Origin of the sequence: Methylobacterium hispanicum (assembly GCF_022179285.1) — a bacterium.
GTDB classification, from domain to species: Bacteria; Pseudomonadota; Alphaproteobacteria; order Rhizobiales; family Beijerinckiaceae; genus Methylobacterium; species Methylobacterium hispanicum.
On sequence record NZ_BPQO01000017.1, the window covers coordinates 15,435 to 37,300 of the forward strand.

General features: G+C 71.7%; 22 protein-coding genes and 1 tRNA gene. 7 read left to right on the forward strand and 16 right to left on the reverse strand.

Features of this window, described 5'->3' with window-relative positions:
• Positions 1–377 precede the first annotated feature (377 nt).
• The 3 genes from MFF56_RS18690 (at position 378) to garD (ending at position 4,618) form a co-directional block, all read left to right on the forward strand.
• Positions 378–1,712: an MFS transporter gene (locus MFF56_RS18690; protein ID WP_066920549.1), complete on the forward strand. Its 1,335-nt coding sequence runs from the start codon at positions 378–380 to the stop codon at positions 1,710–1,712.
• Positions 1,713–1,792: 80 nt separating this feature from the next.
• Entirely contained in the window at positions 1,793–2,680 is an 888-nt protein-coding gene (locus MFF56_RS18695) for a LysR family transcriptional regulator (protein ID WP_238230572.1), read from the forward strand.
• 366 nt (positions 2,681–3,046) lie between these two features.
• Positions 3,047–4,618 carry a galactarate dehydratase gene (gene garD, locus MFF56_RS18700; protein WP_066920545.1) on the forward strand — a complete coding sequence of 524 codons (1,572 nt, stop codon included), beginning with the start codon at positions 3,047–3,049 and terminating at the stop codon, positions 4,616–4,618.
• Between the two features lie 27 nt (positions 4,619–4,645).
• On the opposite strand, the gene MFF56_RS18705 is transcribed toward garD, so the two are convergent.
• The 4 genes from MFF56_RS18705 to MFF56_RS18720 are packed head-to-tail and all read right to left on the reverse strand — an operon-like array spanning position 4,646 to position 8,727.
• Positions 4,646–5,737: an ABC transporter permease gene (locus MFF56_RS18705; RefSeq protein ID WP_066920543.1), complete on the reverse strand. Its 1,092-nt coding sequence runs from the start codon at positions 5,735–5,737 to the stop codon at positions 4,646–4,648.
• Positions 5,734–6,657: an ABC transporter permease gene (locus MFF56_RS18710; protein WP_066920541.1), complete on the reverse strand. Its 924-nt coding sequence runs from the start codon at positions 6,655–6,657 to the stop codon at positions 5,734–5,736. Before MFF56_RS18710 ends, MFF56_RS18705 begins: the two co-directional genes overlap by 4 nt.
• A 40-nt stretch (positions 6,658–6,697) precedes the next feature.
• Complete coding sequence (locus MFF56_RS18715) at positions 6,698–8,290, reverse strand: peptide ABC transporter substrate-binding protein (RefSeq protein ID WP_066920560.1); 1,593 nt, start codon at positions 8,288–8,290, stop codon at positions 6,698–6,700.
• Complete coding sequence (locus MFF56_RS18720; RefSeq protein ID WP_066920539.1) at positions 8,290–8,727, reverse strand: GlcG/HbpS family heme-binding protein; 438 nt, start codon at positions 8,725–8,727, stop codon at positions 8,290–8,292. The genes MFF56_RS18715 and MFF56_RS18720 overlap by 1 nt, the downstream gene beginning before the upstream one ends.
• A 74-nt stretch (positions 8,728–8,801) precedes the next feature.
• On the opposite strand from MFF56_RS18720, the gene MFF56_RS18725 reads away from it, so the two are divergent.
• Positions 8,802–9,926: a hypothetical protein gene (locus MFF56_RS18725; protein WP_066920537.1), complete on the forward strand. Its 1,125-nt coding sequence runs from the start codon at positions 8,802–8,804 to the stop codon at positions 9,924–9,926.
• Positions 9,927–9,936: 10 nt separating this feature from the next.
• On the opposite strand, the gene ureG is transcribed toward MFF56_RS18725, so the two are convergent.
• The 8 genes from ureG to MFF56_RS18765 form a co-directional block, all read right to left on the reverse strand.
• Positions 9,937–10,563, reverse strand: coding sequence for an urease accessory protein UreG (gene ureG, locus MFF56_RS18730; protein WP_066920535.1), 627 nt, complete (start codon positions 10,561–10,563; stop codon positions 9,937–9,939).
• On the reverse strand, positions 10,560–11,759 hold the full coding sequence (locus tag MFF56_RS18735; protein WP_238230573.1) for an aminotransferase class V-fold PLP-dependent enzyme: 1,200 nt from the start codon (positions 11,757–11,759) through the stop codon (positions 10,560–10,562). The genes ureG and MFF56_RS18735 overlap by 4 nt, the downstream gene beginning before the upstream one ends.
• Positions 11,756–12,484 carry an urease accessory protein UreF gene (locus tag MFF56_RS18740; RefSeq protein WP_373324134.1) on the reverse strand — a complete coding sequence of 243 codons (729 nt, stop codon included), beginning with the start codon at positions 12,482–12,484 and terminating at the stop codon, positions 11,756–11,758. The genes MFF56_RS18735 and MFF56_RS18740 overlap by 4 nt, the downstream gene beginning before the upstream one ends.
• Entirely contained in the window at positions 12,417–12,971 is a 555-nt protein-coding gene (locus MFF56_RS18745; RefSeq protein ID WP_066919415.1) for an urease accessory protein UreE, read from the reverse strand. Before MFF56_RS18745 ends, MFF56_RS18740 begins: the two co-directional genes overlap by 68 nt.
• A gap of 15 nt (positions 12,972–12,986) precedes the next feature.
• Positions 12,987–14,714 (reverse strand): urease subunit alpha, encoded by a 1,728-nt coding sequence (ureC, locus tag MFF56_RS18750; RefSeq protein WP_066919413.1) that lies wholly within the window; start codon positions 14,712–14,714, stop codon positions 12,987–12,989.
• Positions 14,715–14,716: 2 nt separating this feature from the next.
• The gene (locus tag MFF56_RS18755) at positions 14,717–15,337 is read right to left on the reverse strand and encodes an urease subunit gamma (protein ID WP_066919411.1); all 621 of its coding nucleotides are present in this window, start codon (positions 15,335–15,337) and stop codon (positions 14,717–14,719) included.
• 171 nt (positions 15,338–15,508) lie between these two features.
• A tRNA-Asn gene (locus MFF56_RS18760) sits at positions 15,509–15,584 on the reverse strand.
• Between the two features lie 206 nt (positions 15,585–15,790).
• Positions 15,791–16,132, reverse strand: a complete 342-nt coding sequence (locus MFF56_RS18765; protein WP_156453996.1) for a hypothetical protein — start codon at positions 16,130–16,132, stop codon at positions 15,791–15,793.
• Positions 16,133–16,283: 151 nt separating this feature from the next.
• Between MFF56_RS18765 and MFF56_RS18770 the strand changes: the two genes are divergently transcribed.
• The 3 genes from MFF56_RS18770 (at position 16,284) to MFF56_RS18780 (ending at position 19,461) form a co-directional block, all read left to right on the forward strand.
• Positions 16,284–16,568 carry a hypothetical protein gene (locus MFF56_RS18770; RefSeq protein ID WP_066927014.1) on the forward strand — a complete coding sequence of 95 codons (285 nt, stop codon included), beginning with the start codon at positions 16,284–16,286 and terminating at the stop codon, positions 16,566–16,568.
• 133 nt (positions 16,569–16,701) lie between these two features.
• On the forward strand, positions 16,702–17,133 hold the full coding sequence (locus MFF56_RS18775) for a hypothetical protein (protein WP_066927013.1): 432 nt from the start codon (positions 16,702–16,704) through the stop codon (positions 17,131–17,133).
• 684 nt (positions 17,134–17,817) lie between these two features.
• Entirely contained in the window at positions 17,818–19,461 is a 1,644-nt protein-coding gene (locus MFF56_RS18780; protein ID WP_238230574.1) for a porin, read from the forward strand.
• A gap of 241 nt (positions 19,462–19,702) precedes the next feature.
• Here the strand turns inward: MFF56_RS18780 and MFF56_RS18785 are convergent, their stop codons facing one another.
• The 4 genes from MFF56_RS18785 to MFF56_RS18800 all read right to left on the reverse strand — a co-directional run bounded on the left by MFF56_RS18785 (position 19,703) and on the right by MFF56_RS18800 (position 21,863).
• Positions 19,703–20,008 carry a class II aldolase/adducin head domain-containing protein gene (locus MFF56_RS18785; RefSeq protein ID WP_066921126.1) on the reverse strand — a complete coding sequence of 102 codons (306 nt, stop codon included), beginning with the start codon at positions 20,006–20,008 and terminating at the stop codon, positions 19,703–19,705.
• Positions 20,009–20,126: 118 nt separating this feature from the next.
• Positions 20,127–21,014 carry a cation diffusion facilitator family transporter gene (locus MFF56_RS18790; protein WP_066921124.1) on the reverse strand — a complete coding sequence of 296 codons (888 nt, stop codon included), beginning with the start codon at positions 21,012–21,014 and terminating at the stop codon, positions 20,127–20,129.
• A 68-nt stretch (positions 21,015–21,082) separates the two neighbouring features.
• Positions 21,083–21,610 carry a GrpB family protein gene (locus MFF56_RS18795; RefSeq protein ID WP_066921122.1) on the reverse strand — a complete coding sequence of 176 codons (528 nt, stop codon included), beginning with the start codon at positions 21,608–21,610 and terminating at the stop codon, positions 21,083–21,085.
• Positions 21,600–21,863 carry a hypothetical protein gene (locus MFF56_RS18800; protein ID WP_066921120.1) on the reverse strand — a complete coding sequence of 88 codons (264 nt, stop codon included), beginning with the start codon at positions 21,861–21,863 and terminating at the stop codon, positions 21,600–21,602. Before MFF56_RS18800 ends, MFF56_RS18795 begins: the two co-directional genes overlap by 11 nt.
• Positions 21,864–21,866: the final 3 nt, after the last annotated feature.

The following is a 21,866-nucleotide window of genomic DNA, read 5'->3' on the forward strand; positions in this document are numbered from 1 at the left end:
AGGGCGGCCCCGCGGGGCCGCCCTTTCTCGTTTGGCGGACCGCCCTTTTCCCGGACGCCTGGAGCGTCAGCGGAAGGTGATCCGGGATCCAGAGGATGAAGTGCCGCGCAGCGGCGCGATCTTGAGCAACGTTGCAGGGTTCGGGCGCTCCGCGTCTCCTTGCGCTGGATCCCGGATCACCTTCCGCTTCGCTCCAGGCGTCCGGGAAAGGGGCATCGCGCAAAGTCCTCGATCGATGCGCGCCCGGCATCGATCCATCCAGTCTTTGAGTTGGACCCGGAAGAGTCGGACGACCACTCTGGCATCTGCGGAGAATCCTCAGGTTTCTTCGCCCGTCACGGCAAAAGCCGGGCGGCCCATGCTGGGAGGAATTGCCCATGAGCGCGCAGACGAGCGCCGGCCTTGCCGTGTCCGATGCCCGGCGAAGCCGCGTCCGGATCTCCATCGTCCTGATGCTGTTCGTCGCCACGACGATCAACTACGCCGACCGCGCGACCATCTCGATCGCGGGCCCCGCCCTGTCGAAGGATCTCGGGCTCGACGCCGTGCAGATGGGCTACGTGTTCTCGGCCTTCGCGTGGTCCTACGTGCTCGCCCAGATCCCCGGCGGCTGGCTGCTCGACCGCTACGGCGTGAAGTGGGTCTACGCGGCCGCGATCTTCCTGTGGTCGGCCTTCACGCTGGTGCAGGGCGCGGTCGGCTTCTTCACGGGCGCCACCGCGGTCGCGCTGCTGTTCGCGCTGCGGCTGGCCGTCGGCCTCGCCGAGGCGCCGGTCTTTCCCGCCAACGCCCGCATCACGGCAGCGTGGTTCCCCGCCAAGGAGCGGGGCATGGCCTCGGCCTTCTTCAACTCGGCACAGTACTTCGCCACCGTGCTGTTCACGCCGCTCATGGCCTGGGTGGTCCACCATTTCGGCTGGCACCACGTCTTCACCATGATGGGCGCGCTCGGCATCGCCTTCGCGCTGCTCTGGACCCAGGTGATCCACGGCCCGAAGGACCATCCGAGCATGAACGCGGCCGAGCGCGACTACATCGAGCGGGGCGGCGCGCTGCTCGACATGGACGGCCAGGGCTCGGCCAGGCAGGCCAATGTCGGCCGCACGCTGAAGCAGCTGCTGGCCAACCGCATGCTGCTCGGCATCTATGTGGGCCAGTACTGCATCACCACGCTGACCTACTTCTTCCTGACGTGGTTCCCGGTCTACCTCGTGAAGGAGCGCGGGCTGTCGATCCTGCAGGCAGGCTTCGCGGCGGTGCTTCCGGCGCTGTGCGGCTTCGTCGGCGGCATCCTGGGCGGCGTCATCTCCGACATGCTTCTGCGCCGCGGCCACTCGCTCACCGCCGCCCGCAAGATCCCGATCGTCGGCGGCATGCTGCTGTCGATGTCGATCATCGGCTGCAACTACGTGCAGGCGGACGCCGTCGTGGTCGGCCTGATGGCGCTGGCCTTCTTCGGCAAGGGCATCGGGGCGCTCGGCTGGGCCGTGGTCTCGGACACCTCGCCGCGGGAGAGCGGCGGCCTCTCGGGCGGCCTGTTCAACACGTTCGGCAATACCGCCGGCATCACCACCCCGATCGCGATCGGCTACATCGTGCAGAGCACGGGCTCGTTCAACGGGGCGCTGATCTTCGTCGGTCTCAACGCGCTGGTGGCCTGCTTCTGCTACCTCGTGGTGGTCGGCGAGATCCGCCGGGTCGAGCTGCGCTGAGGCGCCGGCCCGGAGACAAACCTGTGCTCATCTCGGCGGCCGCGGGGCTTCCCCGCGGCCCTTGTCGTAGGGTTGCGGGCATGTTCGATTTCAGCCAGCTGCGCTGCTTCGTGGCGGTCGCCGAGGAGCTGCATTTCGGCCGGGCCGCCGCCCGGCTGAACATGACGCAGCCGCCCCTCTCCCGGCAGATCCAGGTTCTGGAGCGCGTGCTCGACGCCCAGCTCCTCGACCGCACGAGCCGCTCGGTGCGGCTCACTGCGGCCGGGCGCAGCTTCCTGCCCGAGGCGCAGCGGATCCTCAGGCTCGCCGAGACCGCCGCGCACGTCACCCGGCAGGTGGCGGCGGGGCGGGCGGGCGTGCTCAAGCTCGGCTTCACGGCGGCCTCCGCCTACGACTTCCTGCCCCGCCTCGTCACCGCCTGCCGGGCCGCCCTGCCCGATGTCACGCTGAGCTTGCGCGAGATGGTGACGAAGGACCAGCTCGAGGGCCTGCTCTCAGGCCAGCTCGACGCGGCGCTCGTGCGTCCGATGGTGACGCATCCCGAGCTGGAGACGGCCCGCGCGCTGGCCGAGCCGCTGATCGCGGCGGTGCCGGCCGGGCACGCGCTGGCGGGCCGGTCCGCGCTGACGCCGGAGGATTTTCGCGGCGCGGCCTTCGTCGCCTACGCGCCGCACGAGGCGAGCTACTTCCACGACCTCGTGGCGGCGCTCTTCGCGGAGGCCGGCGTGCAGCCGCGCGTCCTGCAGCAGCTCACGCAGATACACTCGATCCTGGCGCTGGTGCGGGCCGGGATCGGCCTCGCGCTGGTGCCGGCGGCGGCCGAGCGCCTGCGCTTCGAGGGCGTAGCTTTCCGGCCCCTCGCCCTGCCGCGGCCGCACCCCGCCGAGCTGATGCTGAGCTGGCGGCGCGACCACGACAACCCGCTGGTCGACGCGCTGCGCGGCATCGTGGGCGACCTTGAGCACTGATGCGGTCCGGCACCGTCGCGCCCTTTCCCGGGTGCATGCAGCGTCAGCGGAATGCGACCCGGGACCGAGCACACGATGACGCGCAGCGTCCGCATGGTTGCCGGTGCTGAAGATCGAGCCGCTTCGCGGCGCTTCAGTCGCCGGATCCCGGATCACCCTCCGCTGACGCTCCGGGCGTCCGGGAAAGGGTGGAGTTTCCAGTGCCCATCTGCACGGACGATGCGCGGTGAAGGCAAGGTGATCTTTTATCGATGCACGTCCGGCATCGGTCGATCCAGAGGCGGCATTGGATCTCCGTACCCGGCGGCACTAGCCTGATCTGAAAATCGGGCCTTCCGTGCAAGGGAGTCCCGCCGGAGGAAACCGATGCTGAGCGATCTGGTAGCCCCGCCGCGTCCCGTCGGCGACGCCCCCCGCACGATCCGGGTCCACCCGAAGGACAACGTCGCGATCGTGGTCAACGCCTTCGGGCTGCCGGCCGGCACGGTGTTCCCGGACGGCCTGACGCTCACCGAGTTCGTGCCCCAGGGCCACAAGGTTGCACTCGCCGACGTGCCGCGGGGCGGCCACGTCGTGCGCTACGGCGAGGTGGTGGGGATTGCCCTGCGGGACATCCCGCGCGGCTCCTGGGTCGAGGAATCCTGCGTCGAGACGCCGGTCGCCCCCGCCCTCGACGCGCTGGAGACGTGTACCCGCGTGCCGGCGCCCCTGCCGCCGCTCGACGGCTACACCTTCGAGGGTTTTCGCAATCCGGACGGCAGCGTCGGCACGAAGAACATCCTGGCGATCTCGACCAGCGTGCAGTGCGTGACCGGCACGCTCGACGTCGCGATCCGGCGCATCAAGCAGGAATTGCTGCCGCGCTTCCCCAACGTGGACGACGTGATCGGCCTGACCCACGCCTATGGCTGCGGCGTCGCCATCAACGCGCCGGAGGCGGTGATCCCGATCCGCACCCTCCAGAGCCTCGCCCAGAACCCGAATTTCGGCGGCGCGGTCATGGTGGTGGGCCTCGGCTGCGAGAAGCTCGTCTCCGAGCGCCTCGTGCCCGGCCGGCAGGGAACGGCCGAGGATCCGGAGAACGTGGTCCGCCTGCAGGACGAGCGCCACGAGGGTTTCGGCAGCATGATCGACAGCATCATGCGGATGGCCGAGGCGCGGCTCCAGGTGCTGAACCGGCGTACCCGTGAGACCTGTCCGGCCTCCGACCTCGTGGTCGGCCTGCAATGCGGCGGCAGCGACGCCTTCTCGGGCGTCACCGCCAACCCGGCGCTCGGCTTCGCCGCCGACCTGCTGGTGCGCTGCGGCGCCACCGTGCTGTTCTCCGAGGTGACGGAGGTGCGCGACGCGATCCACCTGCTCACCCCGCGGGCCGCGACCCCGGAGGTCGCCGACGCGCTGATCCGCGAGATGGCGTGGTACGACGATTATCTCGAGAAGGGCGGCGCCGACCGGCGGGCGAACCCGTCGCCCGGCAACAAGCGCGGCGGGCTCAACAACATCGTCGAGAAGGCGCTGGGATCGGTCGCCAAATCCGGCACCAGCGCGATCACGAGCGTGTTGGCCCCGGGCGAGCGGGTGCGCGAGCGGGGGCTGATCTTCGCGGCGACGCCGGCCAGCGACTTCGTCTGCGGCACCCTGCAGCTCGCCTCCGGCATCACGCTTCAGGTGTTCTCGACGGGCCGCGGCACGCCCTACGGCCTCGCACAGGCCCCGGTGATCAAGGTCGCCACGCGCAGCGAACTCGCCCGGCGCTGGTCCGACCTGATCGACCTCGACGCGGGTAAGGTCGCCACCGGCGAGGCGACGATCGAAGAGATGGGCTGGGAGCTGTTCCGCCTGATCCTCGACGTGGCGAGCGGGTGCAAGCAGCCCTGGTCGGACCGCTGGGGCCTCTACAACGACCTGACGCTGTTCAACCCGGCGCCGATCACCTGATCCTCCTCCGCTCTCCGCCCGGCCTGGTCAGGCGATGCGGCGCACCGTCCGCGGATCGACCGCGTCCGCCAGCCCGTCGCCGAGGCTGTTCAGCGCCACCAGCGTCGTGACCAGCAGGAGGGCCGGGGCCGCCAGCATGTGCGGAGCCGATTCGATCGCCCGCGAGCCCTCGGCCACCAGCACGCCCCAGCTGGTCTCGGGCTCCTGCACGCCGAGGCCGAGGAACGAGAGAAAGCTCTCCAGCAGGATCACCCGGGGCACCAGCAGGGTCGCGGCGACGAGGATCGGCCCCAGCGCGTTCGGCACCACGTGGCGCACGAGGATCTGCCGCGCGGTCAGCCCCAGCGCTTCCGCCGCGCGGACGAAGTCGCAGGCCTTCAGGGCCTGCGCCTGCCCGCGCACGATGCGGGCCATGTCGAGCCACTCGACCGCCGCGATGGCGAAGAGGATCAGCCCGAGGCCGGGGCGGAAGAACACCACCAGCACGATCACGAAGAACACGAAGGGCAGGGCGTAGAGCACGTCCACGAGCCGCATCATCACGGCATCGACCGCGCCGCCCGCGAAGCCCGCCACCGCCCCGTAGGCGACTCCGACGACAAGGGCGACGAGCGTCGCCGTGAGGCCGATCAGGAGCGAGACCCGGCCCGCCACGAGGCTGCGGGTGAGGAGGTCGCGCCCGTGCACGTCGGTGCCGAGGGGGAAGTGCAGCCGCCGCAGCGGCGCCTCGACGACGAGGCGGCGCCCGTCGGCGGACGCCTCGACCACCCGGGCCTCGCCGAACAGGTCGGAGCGCGGCAGGTAGACGAGGCCGCGCCGGTCCACCGGCTCGTCCGAGCCGAGGACGAGGCGGACGGAATCCGGGCCCTGTTCGAACCCTTCGAGCCGTGCCCGCATCCGGTAGGCGAGGCGTTCCAGCGCCGGTCCGATCCGGTCGGGCGCCGGCTGAGGTCCGAGCCCCGCGCCGAGCTGGCGCAGATCCGGATAGGCGCGCTCGGGCGCGTGGCCGGTGAGCAGCGGGCCGACCAAGCAGGCCAGCGCCACGAGGACGAGCACGGCAAGGCTTGCCCACGCCCCGCGGCCGAGGCGACGGAGCACGCCGCGGCCCGGCGCGCTCACGCGCGCCCCCGCAGGCGCGGGTCGGCCCAGGCAGCGGCGAGGTCGGCCGCGAGGTTCAGCACGACGACGAACACGCCGACGAGCAGCACCGTGCCCATCACCAGCGTGTAGTCGCGGTTGAGCGCCCCCTCAACGAAGTAGCGCCCGATGCCGGGCAGCCCGAACACCGTCTCGACCACCACGGACCCGGTGAGCAGGCCGGTGGCAAGCGGCCCGGCCAGCGCGATCACCGGCAGGAGCGCGCCGCGCAGCGCGTGGCGCAGCACCCGGCCCGGAGGGAGCCCGAGGCTGCGCATGGTCCGCACCGGCTGGGCGCGGAGCGCCTCGGCGAGGGAGGCCCGGGTGAGCCGCGCCACCGCGCCGATCTGGGGCAGGGCGAGGGTGATCACCGGCAGGACGAGGTGGCCCGGCGCGCCCCCACCCCAGCCGCCGAGCGGCAGCCAGTGCAGGGCGAGTCCGAAGCCGATCTGCAGGAGAGGCGCCACGACGAAGCTCGGCAGGGAGAGGCTCAAGCCCGCCAGCAGGGTGACGGCGCGGTCGGTGGCGCCGCCCTGCCGCAGGGCCGCGAGGCAGCCGAACCCGATGCCGATCCCCAGGGCGAGGAGGAGGGCAAGCGCGCCGAGCGTCAGCGAGACCGGCAGCCCGCGGGCGAGGAGATCGGCCACGGTCAGATCGCGGAACGAGAAGGAGGGTCCGAGATCACCCCGCGCCAGGGCACCGAGGTAGCGGCCGAACTGGACGAGGAGCGGCTGGTCGAGCCCGTAGACCCGGCGCAGGTTCTCCATCGCGGCCGGCGCGAGGGGACGTTCGAGGTCGAACGGGCCGCCGGGCGCGAGCCGCATCAGGAAGAAGCTCGCGGCGACGACGAGGAGGAGGGTGGGCACGGCCTGCGCGAGGCGGCGGAGGACGAGGCCGATCATGGGCGGGGGCCCGCCTCGAGCGCGCGGAGCATCGATCCCATCATCCCTCCAGCCTCAGGAACCGCGTCGGCGCGGCGTTGCGGAGGTTCGGGTGGTAGCCATGCAGCCGCGGGCTGATCAGCGCCTTGGAGCGGGTGTGCATCACCGGGATCCAGGGCAGGTCGCGCATCAGGATCGCCTCGGCGCGCCAGAGCAGGTCGGCGCGGGCCGTGATGTCCGGCTCGCGGGCAGAGGCGTCGAGGAGCGCGTCGTAGGCCGGATCGGCGAAGCGGCCGGGATTCATCCCGTCGTTGCCGGAGCGGAGCAGGAACAGGAAGTTCTGCGGGTCGGAATAGTCGGCGATCCACGACATCCGGGCGATATCGAAGTCGCCGCCGTCGCGCAGATAGGCGAAATGCGTCTTGGCGTCGGTGTAGACGAAGCGCGTCTCGATCCCGAGCGCGCGCCACATCTCGGCCAAAGCCACCGCGGTGTTGCGGTTGTTGTCCGTGGTGTTGAAGCGGTACTCGACCCGCAAGGGGCGGCCCGGCCCGAACCCGGCCTCGGCCAGCAGGCGCCGCGCCTCCGCCTCGTGGTCGATCGGAAAGCCCCGGCGCCCCTCGGTCTCGGGCGGGGCGCGGTAATTGTCGAGCCCCGGCGGGCAGAAGGACCAGGCCGGGCTCATCGTGCCGCCCCAGAGCGCTTCCGCCAGATAAGGCCGGTCGATCGCGAGCGAGAGGGCGCGGCGCACCCGCGGGTCCGAGAAGGGCGCCTTGCGGGTGTTCACCGCCAGCGCGTAGAGGCCGAGACCGGGCCCGAGCACGACCTGATCGCCGAAGCGGCGCTTGAGCGCCGCCATCTGGTCACCGGGCAGATCGGCGAGCGAGTCGATCTCGCCGGCCGCGTACCGTCGCACCGCGCTGGCCAGATCCGGCGTCGGCAGGAAGGCGACCTCCGGGATCGCGACCTCGGCGACCGCGTGGAAATGCGGGTTGCGCACGAGCGTGATCCGGTCGTTCGGAACGAGGTCGCGCAGCCGATAGGGTCCGTTGGACACGAGGTTGCCCGGCCGCGTGAAGGCGTCGCCGAACCGCTCGACGGAGGCCGGGTGCACCGGAAGGCTGGTCTGGTGGGTGAGGAGTTCGAGGAGGTACGGCGTCGGGTTGTCGAGCGCGATCACCAGGGTGCGCGGGTCCGGCGCCGTGACGCCGAGCTGATCCGGGGACATCGCGCCGGCATTCACCGCGGCGGCGTTGCGGATCGGAAAGAGCACCTCGGCGTATTTCGCCGCCGTCGCGGGGGCGAGGATCCGGCGCAGCGCGTACACGAAGGCCCCCGCCTCGACCGGCTCGCCGTTCGACCAGCGCCCCTCGGTCCGCAACCGGAAGGTGTAGGTGCGGCGATCGTCCGATATCGTCCAGCTCTCGGCCGCGCCCGGTATGATGGCGCCCCGGTTGTCGTAGGTCAGCAACCCCTCGAAGAGGTCGCGCAGGATGTGCGCCTCGGCCACCGTCGAGGAGCGGTGCGGGTCGAGCGTCTCGGGATCGGCGTCGTTGCCGCGCCGGTAGAGCGGCGCGCCCACGGCCCGCGCCGGGCGGGGCAGGGCGGCGAGCGCCGCCGCGCCGGAGACGAAGTCGCGGCGGCGCAAGGATATCAGGCGCCGGTCTCCGGCACGAGGCCCGCCGCCTCGATGCCGGCCACCGCGCAGGCCTCGTCGTTGTCCGAGGTGTCGCCCGAGACGCCGACGGCGCCGAGGAGCCGCCCGTCGCGGGCGCGGATCAGCACGCCGCCCGGGACCGGCACGAGGCCCGCCGGGCCCGCGACCTCCGCGACCGCCGTGAGGAAGTAGGCCTGAACCTCGGCCCGCTTGTGCAGCGCCCGCGAGCCGAGCCCGAGGGCGAGCGCCCCGTTCGCCTTGCCCATCGCCACCTCGGCCCGGCGCAGCGAGGTGCCGTCCTCCACCTGGACACATTTCAGAGACCCGCGGGCATCATATACAACCACCGCGAGCGGCTGCAGGCCGCGCGCGCGCGCCGCCTCCAGGGCGGTCGCCACGATGGTTCGGGCAGCGTCGAGCGTCAGGTCGATCATCGTCACACGTCGAGGGGGAGAGGACCACGAGGCGGGCCGGGCACCCGCCGCAGAGCGGAGACGAAACGATTAGCATGCGCCGTGCAATCATCCACATCGGAATGCCGCGGACGGGCTCCACCGCCCTTCAGGAGGTGCTGGCCGGCCTCAGGCCGAGGCTCGCGGAGGCCGGGCTGCTCTACCCCGAACTCGCGCCGCCGGGCTCTCATCCCGACCGGGACGTCAACCACCAGCCGCTCGGCGAAGTCCTCGACGGGCGCCGTCCGCGCGCCGAGCGCAGCGTCGTGCTCGGACGCCTCGACGAGGCCCTGCGGCGGACCCGGGCCGACACGGTGATCCTCTCCTACGAGGACTTCTCGGTGCAGCGCCCCCGCTTCGGCGTGCCCGAGACCCTGCGGGAGATCCTGGCGCGGCGCGGCTTCGCACCGGAGGTGCTGATGGTGGTCAAGCCGCCCTTCGCCTTCCTGAACTCGGCCTACGCCCACCGCGCCCAGCTCATCCGCGAGACCGGCAGCTTTCGCGACTACCTGGCGCTGCACTGGCGCTCCGGCCGGATCGACTACCGGGCGCTGGTCGCGCCCTGGGCCGAGGCCGCGGACGGCCGGGTCACGGCGGTGCCGCTCGCCGACCGGCGCTCGGCGGAGCCGCTCGTCGGCCGCATCGTCGAGGCCCTCGGTCTCGGCGACCGCTTGGGCGACCTGATCGGTGCGCAAGCCGCGGGCTACCGCAGCAACCGCTCCTCCGGGCCGGTCGCGGTCGAGGCCTCGCGCCGCCTGCGGGCGCTGCGGGTGCACCGCCAGGTTGCAGGTCATCCCCGCCGCATCGGCCACGCCCTCGATGAGGCGGCCTGGGCGCGCGGGCTCGACCCGGAGCCGTTCCGCGGCGAGGCGCCGGAATACCGCGCGCGCATCGAGACGCACACCTTCGAGACGCGCGAGCGCTTCGCCAAACTCGCCTGGGGGCAGTCCTGGGACGCCGTGGTAGCGCCGGGCCGGGACCTTCCGCCGAACGAGCTGGCGCACCGGACGATTCCGGCCCAGACCGAGGCCGCGATCGCGGCCCTGGTGAGCGAGACCATGCGGCGCTTCGGCTTCCGCGAGCCGGCGCCGCTGCTGGCCAGATCCGCCGCCCGGATCGAGGACGGCGCGATGGGGCTCGCCCGGCTCGCCGGGTGGGAGAGCCGCTGGCGGGTGTGCTGAGCGGCGGATCTCAGCCGAGGCCGCCCGCCTCCTCGATGAAGCGGGCGACCCTGTCGGCGCCCGCGCCCTCCCGCAGGGAGGCGAAGACGTAGGGCCGCTCGCCCCGCATGCGCCGCGTGTCGCTCTCCATCACGCCGAGATCGGCCCCGACGAGGGGGGCGAGGTCGGTCTTGTTGACGATGAGAAGGTCGGAGCGGGTGATGCCCGGGCCGCCCTTGCGGGGGATCTTCTCGCCGCCCGCCACGTCGATGACGTAGAGCGTGATGTCGGCCAGCTCCGGCGAGAAGGTCGCCGCGAGGTTGTCCCCGCCCGACTCGATCAGCACGAGGTCCAGCCTGGGGAAGCGGCGGCGCATCTCGGCCACCGCCGCGAGGTTGATCGAGGCATCCTCGCGGATCGCCGTGTGGGGGCAGCCGCCGGTCTCGACGCCCATGATGCGCTCCTCGGGCAAGGCGCCGGCCACCGTGAGGATGCGCGCGTCCTCCTTGGTGTAGATGTCGTTGGTGATGGCGCAGATCTCGTAGCGGTCGCGGAAGCGCTTGCAGAGTTGCTCCATCAGGGCCGTCTTGCCCGAGCCGACCGGGCCGCCGATGCCGACGCGCAAGGGACCATTGAGGGGACCGTTCTGCGAGGTCATGACTGGATCTTCCCTTGTGCGAGGCGGGCGAGGATCTCGAGCGCGCGCCCGATCTCGTCCGCGCTGTTGAAGACGTGCGGCGAGAGCCGCACGAGCGGCGGCAACCCCCGAGCGTCCGCGTCGAGCGGCGCGGCGGCCCGCAGCGAAAGCCCGGCCGCGATGCCGGCCTGCGCGAGCGCGGCCCGCAATGCGGCAGAGTCGTGTCCCGCCAGCGTGACCGTGACGAGCCCGGCGGGGTCGGGGCCGAGATCGTGGACCGTCGCGCCCGGGAGCGCGGCGATGCCCTGCCGGAGCGCGGTGGCGAGAGCGCCGACGCGCGCCGCGATCCGGTCGAGCCCGAGGTCGAGGGCGTACTCGACGGCGGCACCGAGCCCGAGCCGGGCGGCGTGGTCGTACTCGTAGGTCTCGAAGCGGCGGGCGTCGTCGCGGAGCCGGTAGCCGTCCCCGTCGAGGGGCGCGCCGAAATGGTCGAGCATCAGTGGCTCCAGCCGGTCGAGCCAGGCGCGCCGCACGTAGAGGAAGCCGGTGCCGCGGGGCCCGCGCAGGAACTTCCGGCCCGTGGCCGCGAGCATGTCGCAGCCGAGCGCCGCGACATCGACCGGGCGCTGCCCGACCATCTGGCAGGCGTCGAGCAGGAACGGGATGCCGTGCGCTCGGGCGAGCGCCCCGATCTCCGCCACCGGATTCACGAGGCCGCCGTTCGAGGGGATCGCGGCGGCGGCGATCAGCCGGACACGGGTGTCGTGCATCCGCGCGAGGGCCACGACGTCGATGCGCCCGTCCGGCGCGGCGGGGATCACCTCGACCACCGCGCCGGTCGCCGCCGCGACCTGCCGCAGGGCGATGAGGTTCGCGCCGTATTCCTGCCGGCCGACGAGGAGCCGGTCTCCGGGACGGAAACCGCGGGCCAGCGCGTAGAAGGCCATCTGCCACGCCCGCGTCGCGCTCTCCGCGAGCGCGATCTCGTCGGGCGCCGCCCCGATCAGTCGGGCGACGCTCGCGTAGACCCCCGCGAGGCGTTCGGCCTCCCGCTCGGCCGCGCCGTGCCCGCTCCAGGCCGCCTCGAGGTCGAGATGGGCCTTCACCGCCTCGACCACGGGCCGCGGCATCAGGCTCGCACCGGCATTGTTGAGGTGGATGCCGTGCGCCGTCCCGGGCGTGTCGGCGCGCAAACGCGCGAGGTCGAGGCCGCTCACGAGCGGAAGATCCGCGAGTACTGCGTCTCGTGCCGGAAGGATCCGAGATCGAGCCGGAAGGTGGCCGAGCCGACCGCGTCGGGATCGAGTCCCGCCACGGAATCTGCGAGCGCCGCGACGCGCGGCGTCAGCCCGGCGATCACCCGGGTGCCCGCCGCTTGGCCCACCGGCGCCGCCCTGAGGGCCGCCGAGACGAGGTTCTGCACGAAGGCGAGACCGTAGGCGGCGCGCATCGGGCCGGCCGCGATGCCGTGCGCGCCCGCCGCCGCGCCGACCGCGACCGGGTAGGCCACCGCCTCCGGCAGCGCTGCCGCAACGCCCGCGAGACCGGAGCAGGGCCAGGCCTGCAGCGTCGCGTCGAGGAAGCTGCGCCCCTGCTGGCTGGTCTCGAGATGGAGCTCGCGGGACGGCGCCAGCGACAGGGCGAGCGCGTTCACCTCGACAAGAAGCGCGGCGTCGGCCGCGCCGCGATGGGCGTTGTCGGCGAGGATCAGGTCGCTGCGCAGGCTCCCTCGCTCGACCACGTCGTCGAGCCACAGGGCGAGGCTCGCCTCGTCGCACACGTCGCCCGCCTCCACGGCCCATTCGAGCCCGTGGGAATAGGCGTAGGCGCCGACCGGGTAGGTCGGCGACAGCCACGCCATCAGCCGCAGGGCATCAGTCATGCGGGCGGTGATGGTGATGCCCGTGGCCATGATCGTGATGGCCATGATCGTGATGGCCATGGTCGTGGCCTGGGTGGCCGTGCTCATGGGTCTGGTCGTGGGTATGACCGTGCCCCCCCGCGTAGGCGCCGCCCTCCGGCCGGAACGGGCGCTCCACCGGCTCGGCGCTGCCGCCGAGGCCGCGCACCATCTCGGCCAGCACGTGGTCGTCCCCGATATAGACCGCGTCGGGCGCGATCTCGGCCGGAATGTGTCGGTTGCCGATGTGCCAGATCAGGCGCTTCAGGGCGTGATCGGAGGGTGCGCGGATCGCCAGGAGCCGCTCGGGCGCGGCCTCGACCCAGACGAGGCGCCCGTCCTCCAGCACCAGGGCGTCGCCGTCCTCCAGCACCGTGGCTTCGGCCAAGTCGAGCAGGAAGGCGAGGCCGCCGAGCCCCCGCATCGCCATGCGGCGGCGGTGCCGGTCGCCGTGATCGAGCACGATGCGATCGACGATCTCAGCCCCCGATAGGGCGTCGCGGCGAAGGATGCGGGTGGCGCGGAGCATGGCTGCGAGCGGGTGTCAGAACAGGAAGTAGCGCTGGGCCATCGGTAGCACCTCGGCGGGCTCGCAGACCAAGAGTTCGCCGTCGGCACGCACGTCGTAGGTCTCGGGATCGACCTCGATCACGGGCGTGGCGTCGTTGAGAACCATGCTCTTCTTCGAGATGCCGCCGCGCACGTTCTCGACGGCCACCAGCTCTTTCTGCACGCCGAGACGCTCGCGCACGCCGTCCTCGACCGCCGCCCGCGACACGAAGGTGAGGGCGGTGGAAAAGGGCGTGCGGCCGTAGGCGCCGAACATCGGGCGGTAATGGACCGGCTGCGGCGTCGGGATCGAGGCGTTCGGGTCGCCCATCGGGGCGGCCGCGATGCTGCCGCCCTTCAGGACGAGGTCGGGCTTCACCCCGAAGAAGGCCGGCGTCCAGAGCACGAGGTCGGCGAGCTTGCCGGGCTCGACCGAGCCGATGTGCCGCGAGACGCCGTGCGCGATCGCCGGGTTGATCGTGTACTTCGCTACGTAGCGGCGCGCCCGCAGGTTGTCGGTGCCCGACGCGTCGCCGGAAAGCGCCCCGCGCTGCCGCTTCATCTTGTCGGCGGTCTGCCACGTGCGGATCACGACCTCGCCGACCCGGCCCATCGCCTGGCTGTCCGAGGACATCATCGAGAGCGCGCCGATGTCGTGCAGGATGTCCTCGGCCGCGATGGTCTCGCGGCGGATCCGGCTCTCGGCGAAGGCGAGGTCTTCGGGGATCGCCGGGTCGAGGTGGTGGCACACCATCAGCATGTCGAGATGCTCGTCGATGGTGTTCTTCGTGTAGGGCCGCGTCGGGTTCGTGGACGAGGGCAAGACGTTCGGCAGCCCCGCCACCTTGATGATGTCCGGCGCGTGGCCGCCGCCCGCGCCCTCGGTGTGGAAGGCGTGGATGGTGCGGCCCCGGAAGGCCGCGATCGTGTCCTCGACGAAGCCCGACTCGTTGAGCGTATCGGTGTGGATCATCACCTGCACGTCGTGCTGGTCGGCGACGGTGAGGCAATTGTCGATCGCCGCGGGGGTGGTGCCCCAGTCCTCGTGCAGCTTCATCGCGCAGGCGCCCGCGCGGATCATCTCGACGAGGCTCTCGGGCCGCGCGGCGTTGCCCTTGCCGGCGAAGGCGAGGTTCATCGGGAAGGCGTCGGCCGCCTCGATCATCCGGGCGATGTGCCAGGGGCCGGGCGTACAGGTCGTGGCGAAGGTGCCGTGGGCGGGCCCCGTGCCGCCGCCGAGCATCGTAGTGATGCCGGAGCAGAGCGCCTCCTCGATCTGTTGCGGGCAGATGAAGTGGATGTGGCTGTCGAAGCCGCCGGCGGTGAGGATCTTGCCCTCGCCCGCGATCACCTCGGTGCCGGGCCCGACCACGATGTCGACCCCGGGCTGCACATCCGGGTTTCCGGCCTTGCCGAGCTTGGCGATCCGACCCCGCACGATGCCGACGTCGCACTTCACGATGCCCCAGTGGTCGAGCACCACCGCGTTGGTGATCACCGTATCGACGGCGCCGTCCGCGTTCGTGACCTGCGACTGGCCCATGCCGTCGCGGATCACCTTGCCGCCGCCGAACTTCACCTCCTCACCGTAGGTGGTGAAGTCGCGCTCGACGGTGATCTCGAGGCTGGTGTCGGCGAGCCGGATGCGGTCTCCGGTCGTCGGCCCGAACATCGCCGCGTAGGCGCCGCGCGGGAGGGCGGCGGGCTTGGGTGCGTTGGCCATGGTCAGAGCTTGCCCATCACGTCGCCGCGGAAGCCGTAGACGGTGCGCCCGCCCGAGAGCGGCACCAGCGCCACCTCGCGGGTGGCGCCCGGCTCGAAGCGCACGGCGGTGCCGGGCGCGATGTCGAGGCGCTTGCCGCGGGCATCCTCGCGCTCGAAGACCAGACCCGGATTGACCTCGTAGAAATGGTAGTGCGAGCCGACCTGGATCGGCCGGTCGCCCGTGTTGGCCACCGTGATCACGGTGCGCGGCGCGTCCGCATTGAACACGATCTCGCCGGGCAGCACCGTCACGGTGCCGGGCACGTCGGCGGAGGGCAGGCCGCGGATCGGGTGGTGCACGGTCACGAGCTTGGTGCCGTCCGGGAAGGTCGCCTCGACCTGGATGTCGTGGATCATCTCCGCCACGCCCTCCATCACCTGGGAGGCGTCGAGCACGGTGGCGCCGGACTGCATCAGCTCGGAGACGGAACGCCCGTCGCGGGCGCCCTCGACCACGAAATCGGTGATCAGCGCGACCGCCTCCGGGTGATTCAGCTTCACGCCCCGTGCGAGGCGATTGCGCGCCACCTGCGCCGCCATGGCGACGAGGAGCTTGTCCTTCTCGCGGGGGGTGAGGAGCACGGCTTTGGACCTCGCATGCGACCGGGAACCGGGCCGGGAGCAAGGATCATGCGCGCGGCGCGGTCAAGCCCGCTGCGTGCATCGGTGCAGCAGGGCATACGGGCGCAACGAGACTTCGACGGGGATATGCTTGTCCGCGCCGACGAAGACCGTTCGATTGTCAGGAGATACTGGCTCCCCGAGCAGGACTCGAACCTGCGACAAGGCGATTAACAGTCGCCTGCTCTACCAACTGAGCTATCGGGGATCAGTGAGACGGGGCTGTAGGCCATCCCGCCGCGCCGGTCAACCGGGATGCGTTCAGGGGCGCGCGGTCCGGTAGAAGGCGTAGGCCGCGAAGGTCAGGGCCGACAGGCCGAACACCAAGAGCTCTTCGGGCATCGCGGGCTCCTTCGGGCAAAACCTTGACGGTTCGTTAATACGCCAGACGACCGCCCGTTCCGCGCGCCGCGCCTATTGCTGCGGTTCGGTGCCGCCCACGGAGGGCAGGGCGAGCCCCTGCTTGGGATCGAAGTTGCTTCCGCCGAGCGGCGAGCTCGCCTCCGCGCCGCGCCGACCGAGTTCCTCGTCCGACAGCGCCGGGCCGGGCTGCCGGATGGCGCCGGCGGGCACGAGCGGCTCGACCAGCGCGCCGGGAGTCAGGCCCTCGGGGCAGATCTGCGAACAGATCGGCTCGATCTCGCTGGGCGAGGAGCAGGCGGCCACCGCCCGCCCGCCGACGCAGGCGCAGCGGCAGGCCGCGTCCGCCGCGGTGGATGCCAGCATCAGCACGCCGGCCAGAACGATCCGTCTCAACGCCCGCAACTCCCCGGCATCTCGTTTGGAGCGCAACCCTATCCGGCGGGGCGCCCGCGCGATAGCGGCAGTCCGCGGGGGGGGCGGCTCAACCTCCTGTTAACCGCTCGCGCCGAGGGTGCCCCCGATTCGAACCGAAGAGGAGCCTGCCATGCAGCCGACCCGATCGGACCTCGGCCGCGGCCCGTCCTCCGACGCGGAGGGACCCGCGAAGATCCTCACCGGGGACGCGATCCTGTCCTGCCGCCTGCGACCGGAGGGCCGCGCGGGCGCGCGGCTGTCCCTGCCGAGCGCCTCCGGCATCCCGGACCTCTTCGTGCTCTCGGACGAGGCGAGCGGCGACGAGCGGCTGGCCCGCGTCACCGTCCGCAAGCAGGGCGCGGACGGCGCACGGCTCTGGGTGCAATTCCTGGGCCCGGCGCAGCTCGCGGCATAGCGCAAAAAGACAGATCAACCGGCGACATCGGCGCCACTTCGTCACCCGCCATAAATAATTGTGAACGCACCGCCGGGCTTGGTCTGGCACATCCTCTTCCCAGCCGACAAAAGCCAACACGGGAGGATGACCGATGAGGACGGTCAAGCTGCGGCCGGAACCGGTGACGCTCGCGCAGAGCTGGGAGATGTCGGACGCCGCACCCGGCGGCGGCGCGACGGACTGGCCGCTTCCCGCCATCCATCCCTGGATCGCCTTCCTGCTCGAACCCTGGCTCCAGGCCATCGAGCAGGCCGGACCCGGGACGACCCACTGGCTGCAGGAGACCAGCGCGGCGATGAGCGCCTGCCTCCGGGAATGGGTCGATCCGACCCCGGCGATCGAGCGCGCGCTGGAGGGCGCCCGCGCCGCCTCGGACCTGCTCGTCGCCTGCATCGGCCGGGCCGGCTGGGCGCACGCGGACGCGCAGCGGCAGGTCGCCCGCGCGGCCATGGGCGCGTTGATCGAGGCCCTGAGCGTGGCCGAGGCCAGCGAGAGCAAGGCCGAGATCGGCCTCGGCTTCTGAGCCCATCGGCCGGAACGACCCGGATCGTCGCGGTTCGGCGGAGCGGGGTCGGGGCGACCGGCGCCTGCCGTGCGACCGCGCGGTAGCGGCCCGGTCGCCTGCGAGAGCCTCTGCCCGCGCACCGGGCGGGCCGAACCCCACGACGTGAGCATCTGGGACGGACCGCCAGAGGCCGGGCCTCGGCAGCCGGTTCATCGCGTCGCCCCAAGGCATCCGGCACCGGCGGCGCGCGGCACTTTCAAGAGTGCGTGGCCGGTGGCTGGGTCGAGCGGCTCTGGCCGCCCGCAAGCTTCGTGGCGCGATGCGCACCGTCCCTGACCTGTACCAGTCCGCCCCGAGAGGGGCCTGCTACGCAGTTCCGCTCCAGAGCCAAGTAAGGACCTCGAGGCCGAAGGTCGAGGCAAAAAAGCCTGTCTTGGCAGGAAAGGACTATCCTCCGACAGATGCCTTCCGCCGTTGTTGCTGAGTCGCAACATGGCTTGGGAACTACCTGCGAGTCGGGGAATCCACGTTGCCCGGGACAGTCCGTTCGCCCAGAGTGGAATCGCCATAAGGGTTTCGCGACAGCGAGCCCGCACGAGCCTGCCACAGATGCAGGCCGGTCAAGACAAAAGGCCCGGGCGCGGCAGCGAAAGCGGCGGCTCATCGGGCTCCTCTCGGGTCTCGAAGCTTTTGGAGATATCGATGAAGCTCTTGAAGAGCTCCCTGCTCGGCTCGGCCGCGGCGCTCGCCGCCGTCGCCGGCGCCCAGGCCGCCGACCTTCCGATCAAGAAGGCCGCCCCGATCGAGTACGTGCGCGTCTGCTCGACCTACGGCGCCGGCTTCTTCTACATCCCCGGCACCGACACCTGCCTGCGCCTCTCGGGCCGCGCCCGCTTCGAGTACGGCTACCAGGCCCCGCTCGCCCGCAGCCAGGGCAACGGCGACTACAGCGGCTACCGCGGCCTCGCCCGCATCAACCTCGACGCCCGCACGCAGACCGCCTACGGCACCCTGCGCGCCTTCGTCCGCCTCGAGACGGCCAGCCGCACCGGCTTCCCGACCATGCACTCGGGCACCCAGAACCGCATCGGCAACGCCTTCCCGGCGCTCGGCGTCGACGGGTTCGGCCGCGTGCAGCAGTACTTCAACACCGACAAGGCGTTCGTGCAGTTCGCCGGCTTCACCGCCGGTCGCGCGTCCTCGTTCTTCGACTTCTACGCCCACGACTTCGAGATCCAGGCCGGCACGCTCGGCTCGGACGTCGCCTCGACCAACCTCGCGGCCTACACCGCCACCCTCGGCAACGGCTTCTCGGCCACGCTGTCGATGGAAGACCCGAGCTTCCGCCGCACGCCGGTCTACTCGCCCGCCAACGTCGCCGCCGCGGCGGCCGTGCTCGGCAACTCCAGCCTGCAGACCTTCGCGGTCACGCAGTCGCCGGCCCCGGTCTTCCTCGGCTTCAACGCCGCCGGCCTGCCGGTCGGCCTCGGCTTCGAGGACACGATCCAGCGCAACCGCATGCCCGACTTCGTCGGCGTGCTGCGCTACGACCAGCCCTGGGGCTCGGCTCAGATCTCGGGCGCCGTGCACGAGGTCAACATCGGCACGCTCAACACCGCCGCCGCCCAGATCGTCGGCACGAACCCCGGCACGCTCGGCCGCGCGGCTTCCGAGTACGGCTGGGCCGTCCAGGGCGGCCTGAAGATCAACCTGCCCTTCATCGCTCCCGGCGACACCCTGTACCTGCAGGGCGCCTACGGCGAGGGCGCGGGCATGTACACCGGCGTCTCGGCCTGGGCGGGCTCCTACATCCAGTCGGCCACCTCGCTCCAGGGCGCGCCGTTCCAGCAGTTCTTCTCGGATGCGGTGCTGAACCCGCTCAGCAACCGCCTCGAGCTGACGCAGACCTTCTCGGTCGTCGCCTCGCTGCTGCACTACTGGAACCCGACGCTCCGCTCGGCCCTGTTCGGCTCCTACGGCGAGGTCGCCTTCGCCCCCGGCGCCCGCGCCGCCCAGGCCTCCTACAACGGCCTCGGCATCGCCGGCATCACCAACATCGGCGCCTTCGGCTCGAGCTACTACAACCTCAACCAGATCCTGCGCGACACCTACGCCTTCAACGTGGGCGGCAGCCTGATCTGGTCGCCGGTGAAGGACCTCGATATCGGCGTCGAGGGCGTCTACCAGAACTACGGCGTGCAGAACGGCCGCGTGATCGACGCGAACCGCTCGCCCGGCGTGACCTCGCAGACGCTGCTGAACGCCGCGGTCGCCGCCGGCACCCTGCGCACCGTCACCAACGCCGACGTGTTCCAGGTCCGCGCCCGCGTCCAGCGCGACTTCTAAGCCTCCCGGCCTCGCCGTGTGGGCGCCCCGGCGCCCACACGGGTCTTCCAAAAGCTTCCGACTTGTTACGAGCCCGGCCGAAAGGTCGGGCTTTTTCCGTGCCGCGCATCGGGGGACAGGCGCGGCACGCTCCTCCGGCCCCACGCCTCCCGGGACGAGCGTGCCGGGATGCACCCGGACCTCGCCCCCATCGGCGGACGCCGGATGCCGGAGCCGCGCCCCGAGGGCGCCGCGGAATCCCTCAGTGGCTGCTGCTGCCGTCGCTGCTGCGCTGCATGCAGCGCCAGCCCGCCAGGCAGCTCGGCTCGTCCGTCGTCGGCACGTAGGCCGGCTCGCTCGATTCGCCGTTGACGTTGAGGCACGCGCCACCATCCGCATGCACGACGTCGTAGGCCGTGTCGCTCGACGCCACGACGACCTCGCGGCCGCGCGCCACCGCCGTCTTGAGCGCTTGGCAGGAGAGCGTCGGTGCAAGCAGCCGATCCTGTGCCGGGACCGGACCGGCGGTGAACGAGAGCAGGCAGGCGGTGAGGACGAGGCGGCGCATGATTCGATGTCTCTGACGGCGATCCCGGCCGAGCCGGGCGATCCGGCATCAGCCATAATTCAACCGGGAAGGGAAATCGCGCTCGCGTGACAATCGTCGGCGGCGTCCCGCGCCACGCTCAGATCACCGGGAGACCGAAACCCTTGGCCTCCTCACCGGGCTCGACGTGGATCGTGACGACCGCGCCGGGGATGTCGGCCTCCAGCGCGCCCTCCATCCGGTCGCAGATCGCATGGGCCTCCCGCACGCTCATCTCGCCCGGCACCACGAGGTGGAAATCGATGAAGGTCGCCTGGCCGGCCGAGCGGGTGCGTACGTCGTGCGCCTCCAGGGCACCCGAACCGTGCCGCGAGATCAGGGCGCGGATCTCCGTGACCATCTCGGGCGGAGCGGCCCGGTCCATCAGACCGTCGATCGATTCACGTACCATGGTCCAGCCCGACCACAGGATGTTGAGTGCCACCAGACCCGCCACGAGGGGATCGAGGACGGGATAGCCCGTGGCGAGCACGGCGCCGAGGCCCGCGAGCACGCCCACCGAGGTGACAACGTCGGCGAGCACGTGGCGCGCATCGGCGATCAGCGCGGGGGAGCGCCACGCCCGACCCCAGCGCAGCAGCGCGACCGCCCAGACCCCGTTGACCACCGTCGCCACGGCGTTGACCGCGAGACCCAGCGCCGGCGCCTCGATCGGCTTCGGCTCCAGGATGCCGTAATAGGCCTCGCGCAGGATCAGCAGCGCCGCCACCGCGATCAGGATGCCCTCGATCACCGCGGAGAAGAACTCCGCCTTGTGATGGCCGTAGGGGTGATCGGCATCCGCCGGCCGGCCGGCCACGCGCAGCGCCACGAAGGCCCCGCAGGCCGCCACGACGTTGATGATGCTTTCCAGCGCGTCCGACCAGAGCGCGAGGCTGCCGGTGAGCCACCAGGCCAGGAACTTCAGCCCGGTGACGGCGAGGCCGATGCCGGCGCTGGCGAGCGCGGCCTTCTGGGTGCGGTTCATGCTGCTGGGTCCGGTTGGGATCCGGGGCGCATACGGGACTCTCGGCCCACAAGGCCACGGCAAAGGTCTTAGCCTGGGCTATCGCCGGGCCGAGCCTCGGCCGGAGCGGCCAGAGCCGCCGCGATGAACGCGTCCTTCGCCGCGCGGTAGGCCGCCATGGGTCGACCGGCATGGGCCTGCTTCAGCGCGTTGTAGTGCCCGGCCAGAGCGCGGTCGATCCGGAGCCGGTCGCGGAAGCGCACGAAGACGTCGAGTTCCGATCCGAGCGCGACGAGCTGGATACCGAGCGGCGGCTCGGTCGCTTCGTCCTGGAAGGCGGCGAAGTCGGCGGTCCGGACGGAGCCGGGATTGTCGGGGTAGCGCCGGCCGAGGACTGCCCGACAGGCAGCGAAGCGGTCGGGCGGGACCCGCACGGCGATGTCGAGATCGCCCTTGCCGAGGCAGCCGGGCACCGCGGTCGCGCCGACATGCTCGATCGTGGCCTCCGCCGGCAGACAGGCCGCGAGTTCCGCTTGGACGGAGGCGAACAGCCGCCATGCGGCGGCGGACGCGGGCCCCGGATCGGCGAGGCGGAGGATCTCGGGCTCACTTTTCATCCGGCGCGGCGGCCGTGGCCACCGGTTCCGGAGAGGGCGCGTCGGGTGGAGCGTTCCCCCGCGCGACCTCGCGGGCGCGGCTGCGCCCGGCCTGAGCGCGGGCCTGTTCGGCTTTTCGGAGGTAGCGCCGCCGTTGCCAGCCGAACCGGGCCTCCGCCGCCAGCGCGTCGAGGCGGGCGGCCTCGCGCTCCCAGTAGCCGACGAGCTGTCCGTCGAGGGTGATCCGGGGCCTGCGCCCGGCAGGCGTCGCCATGGC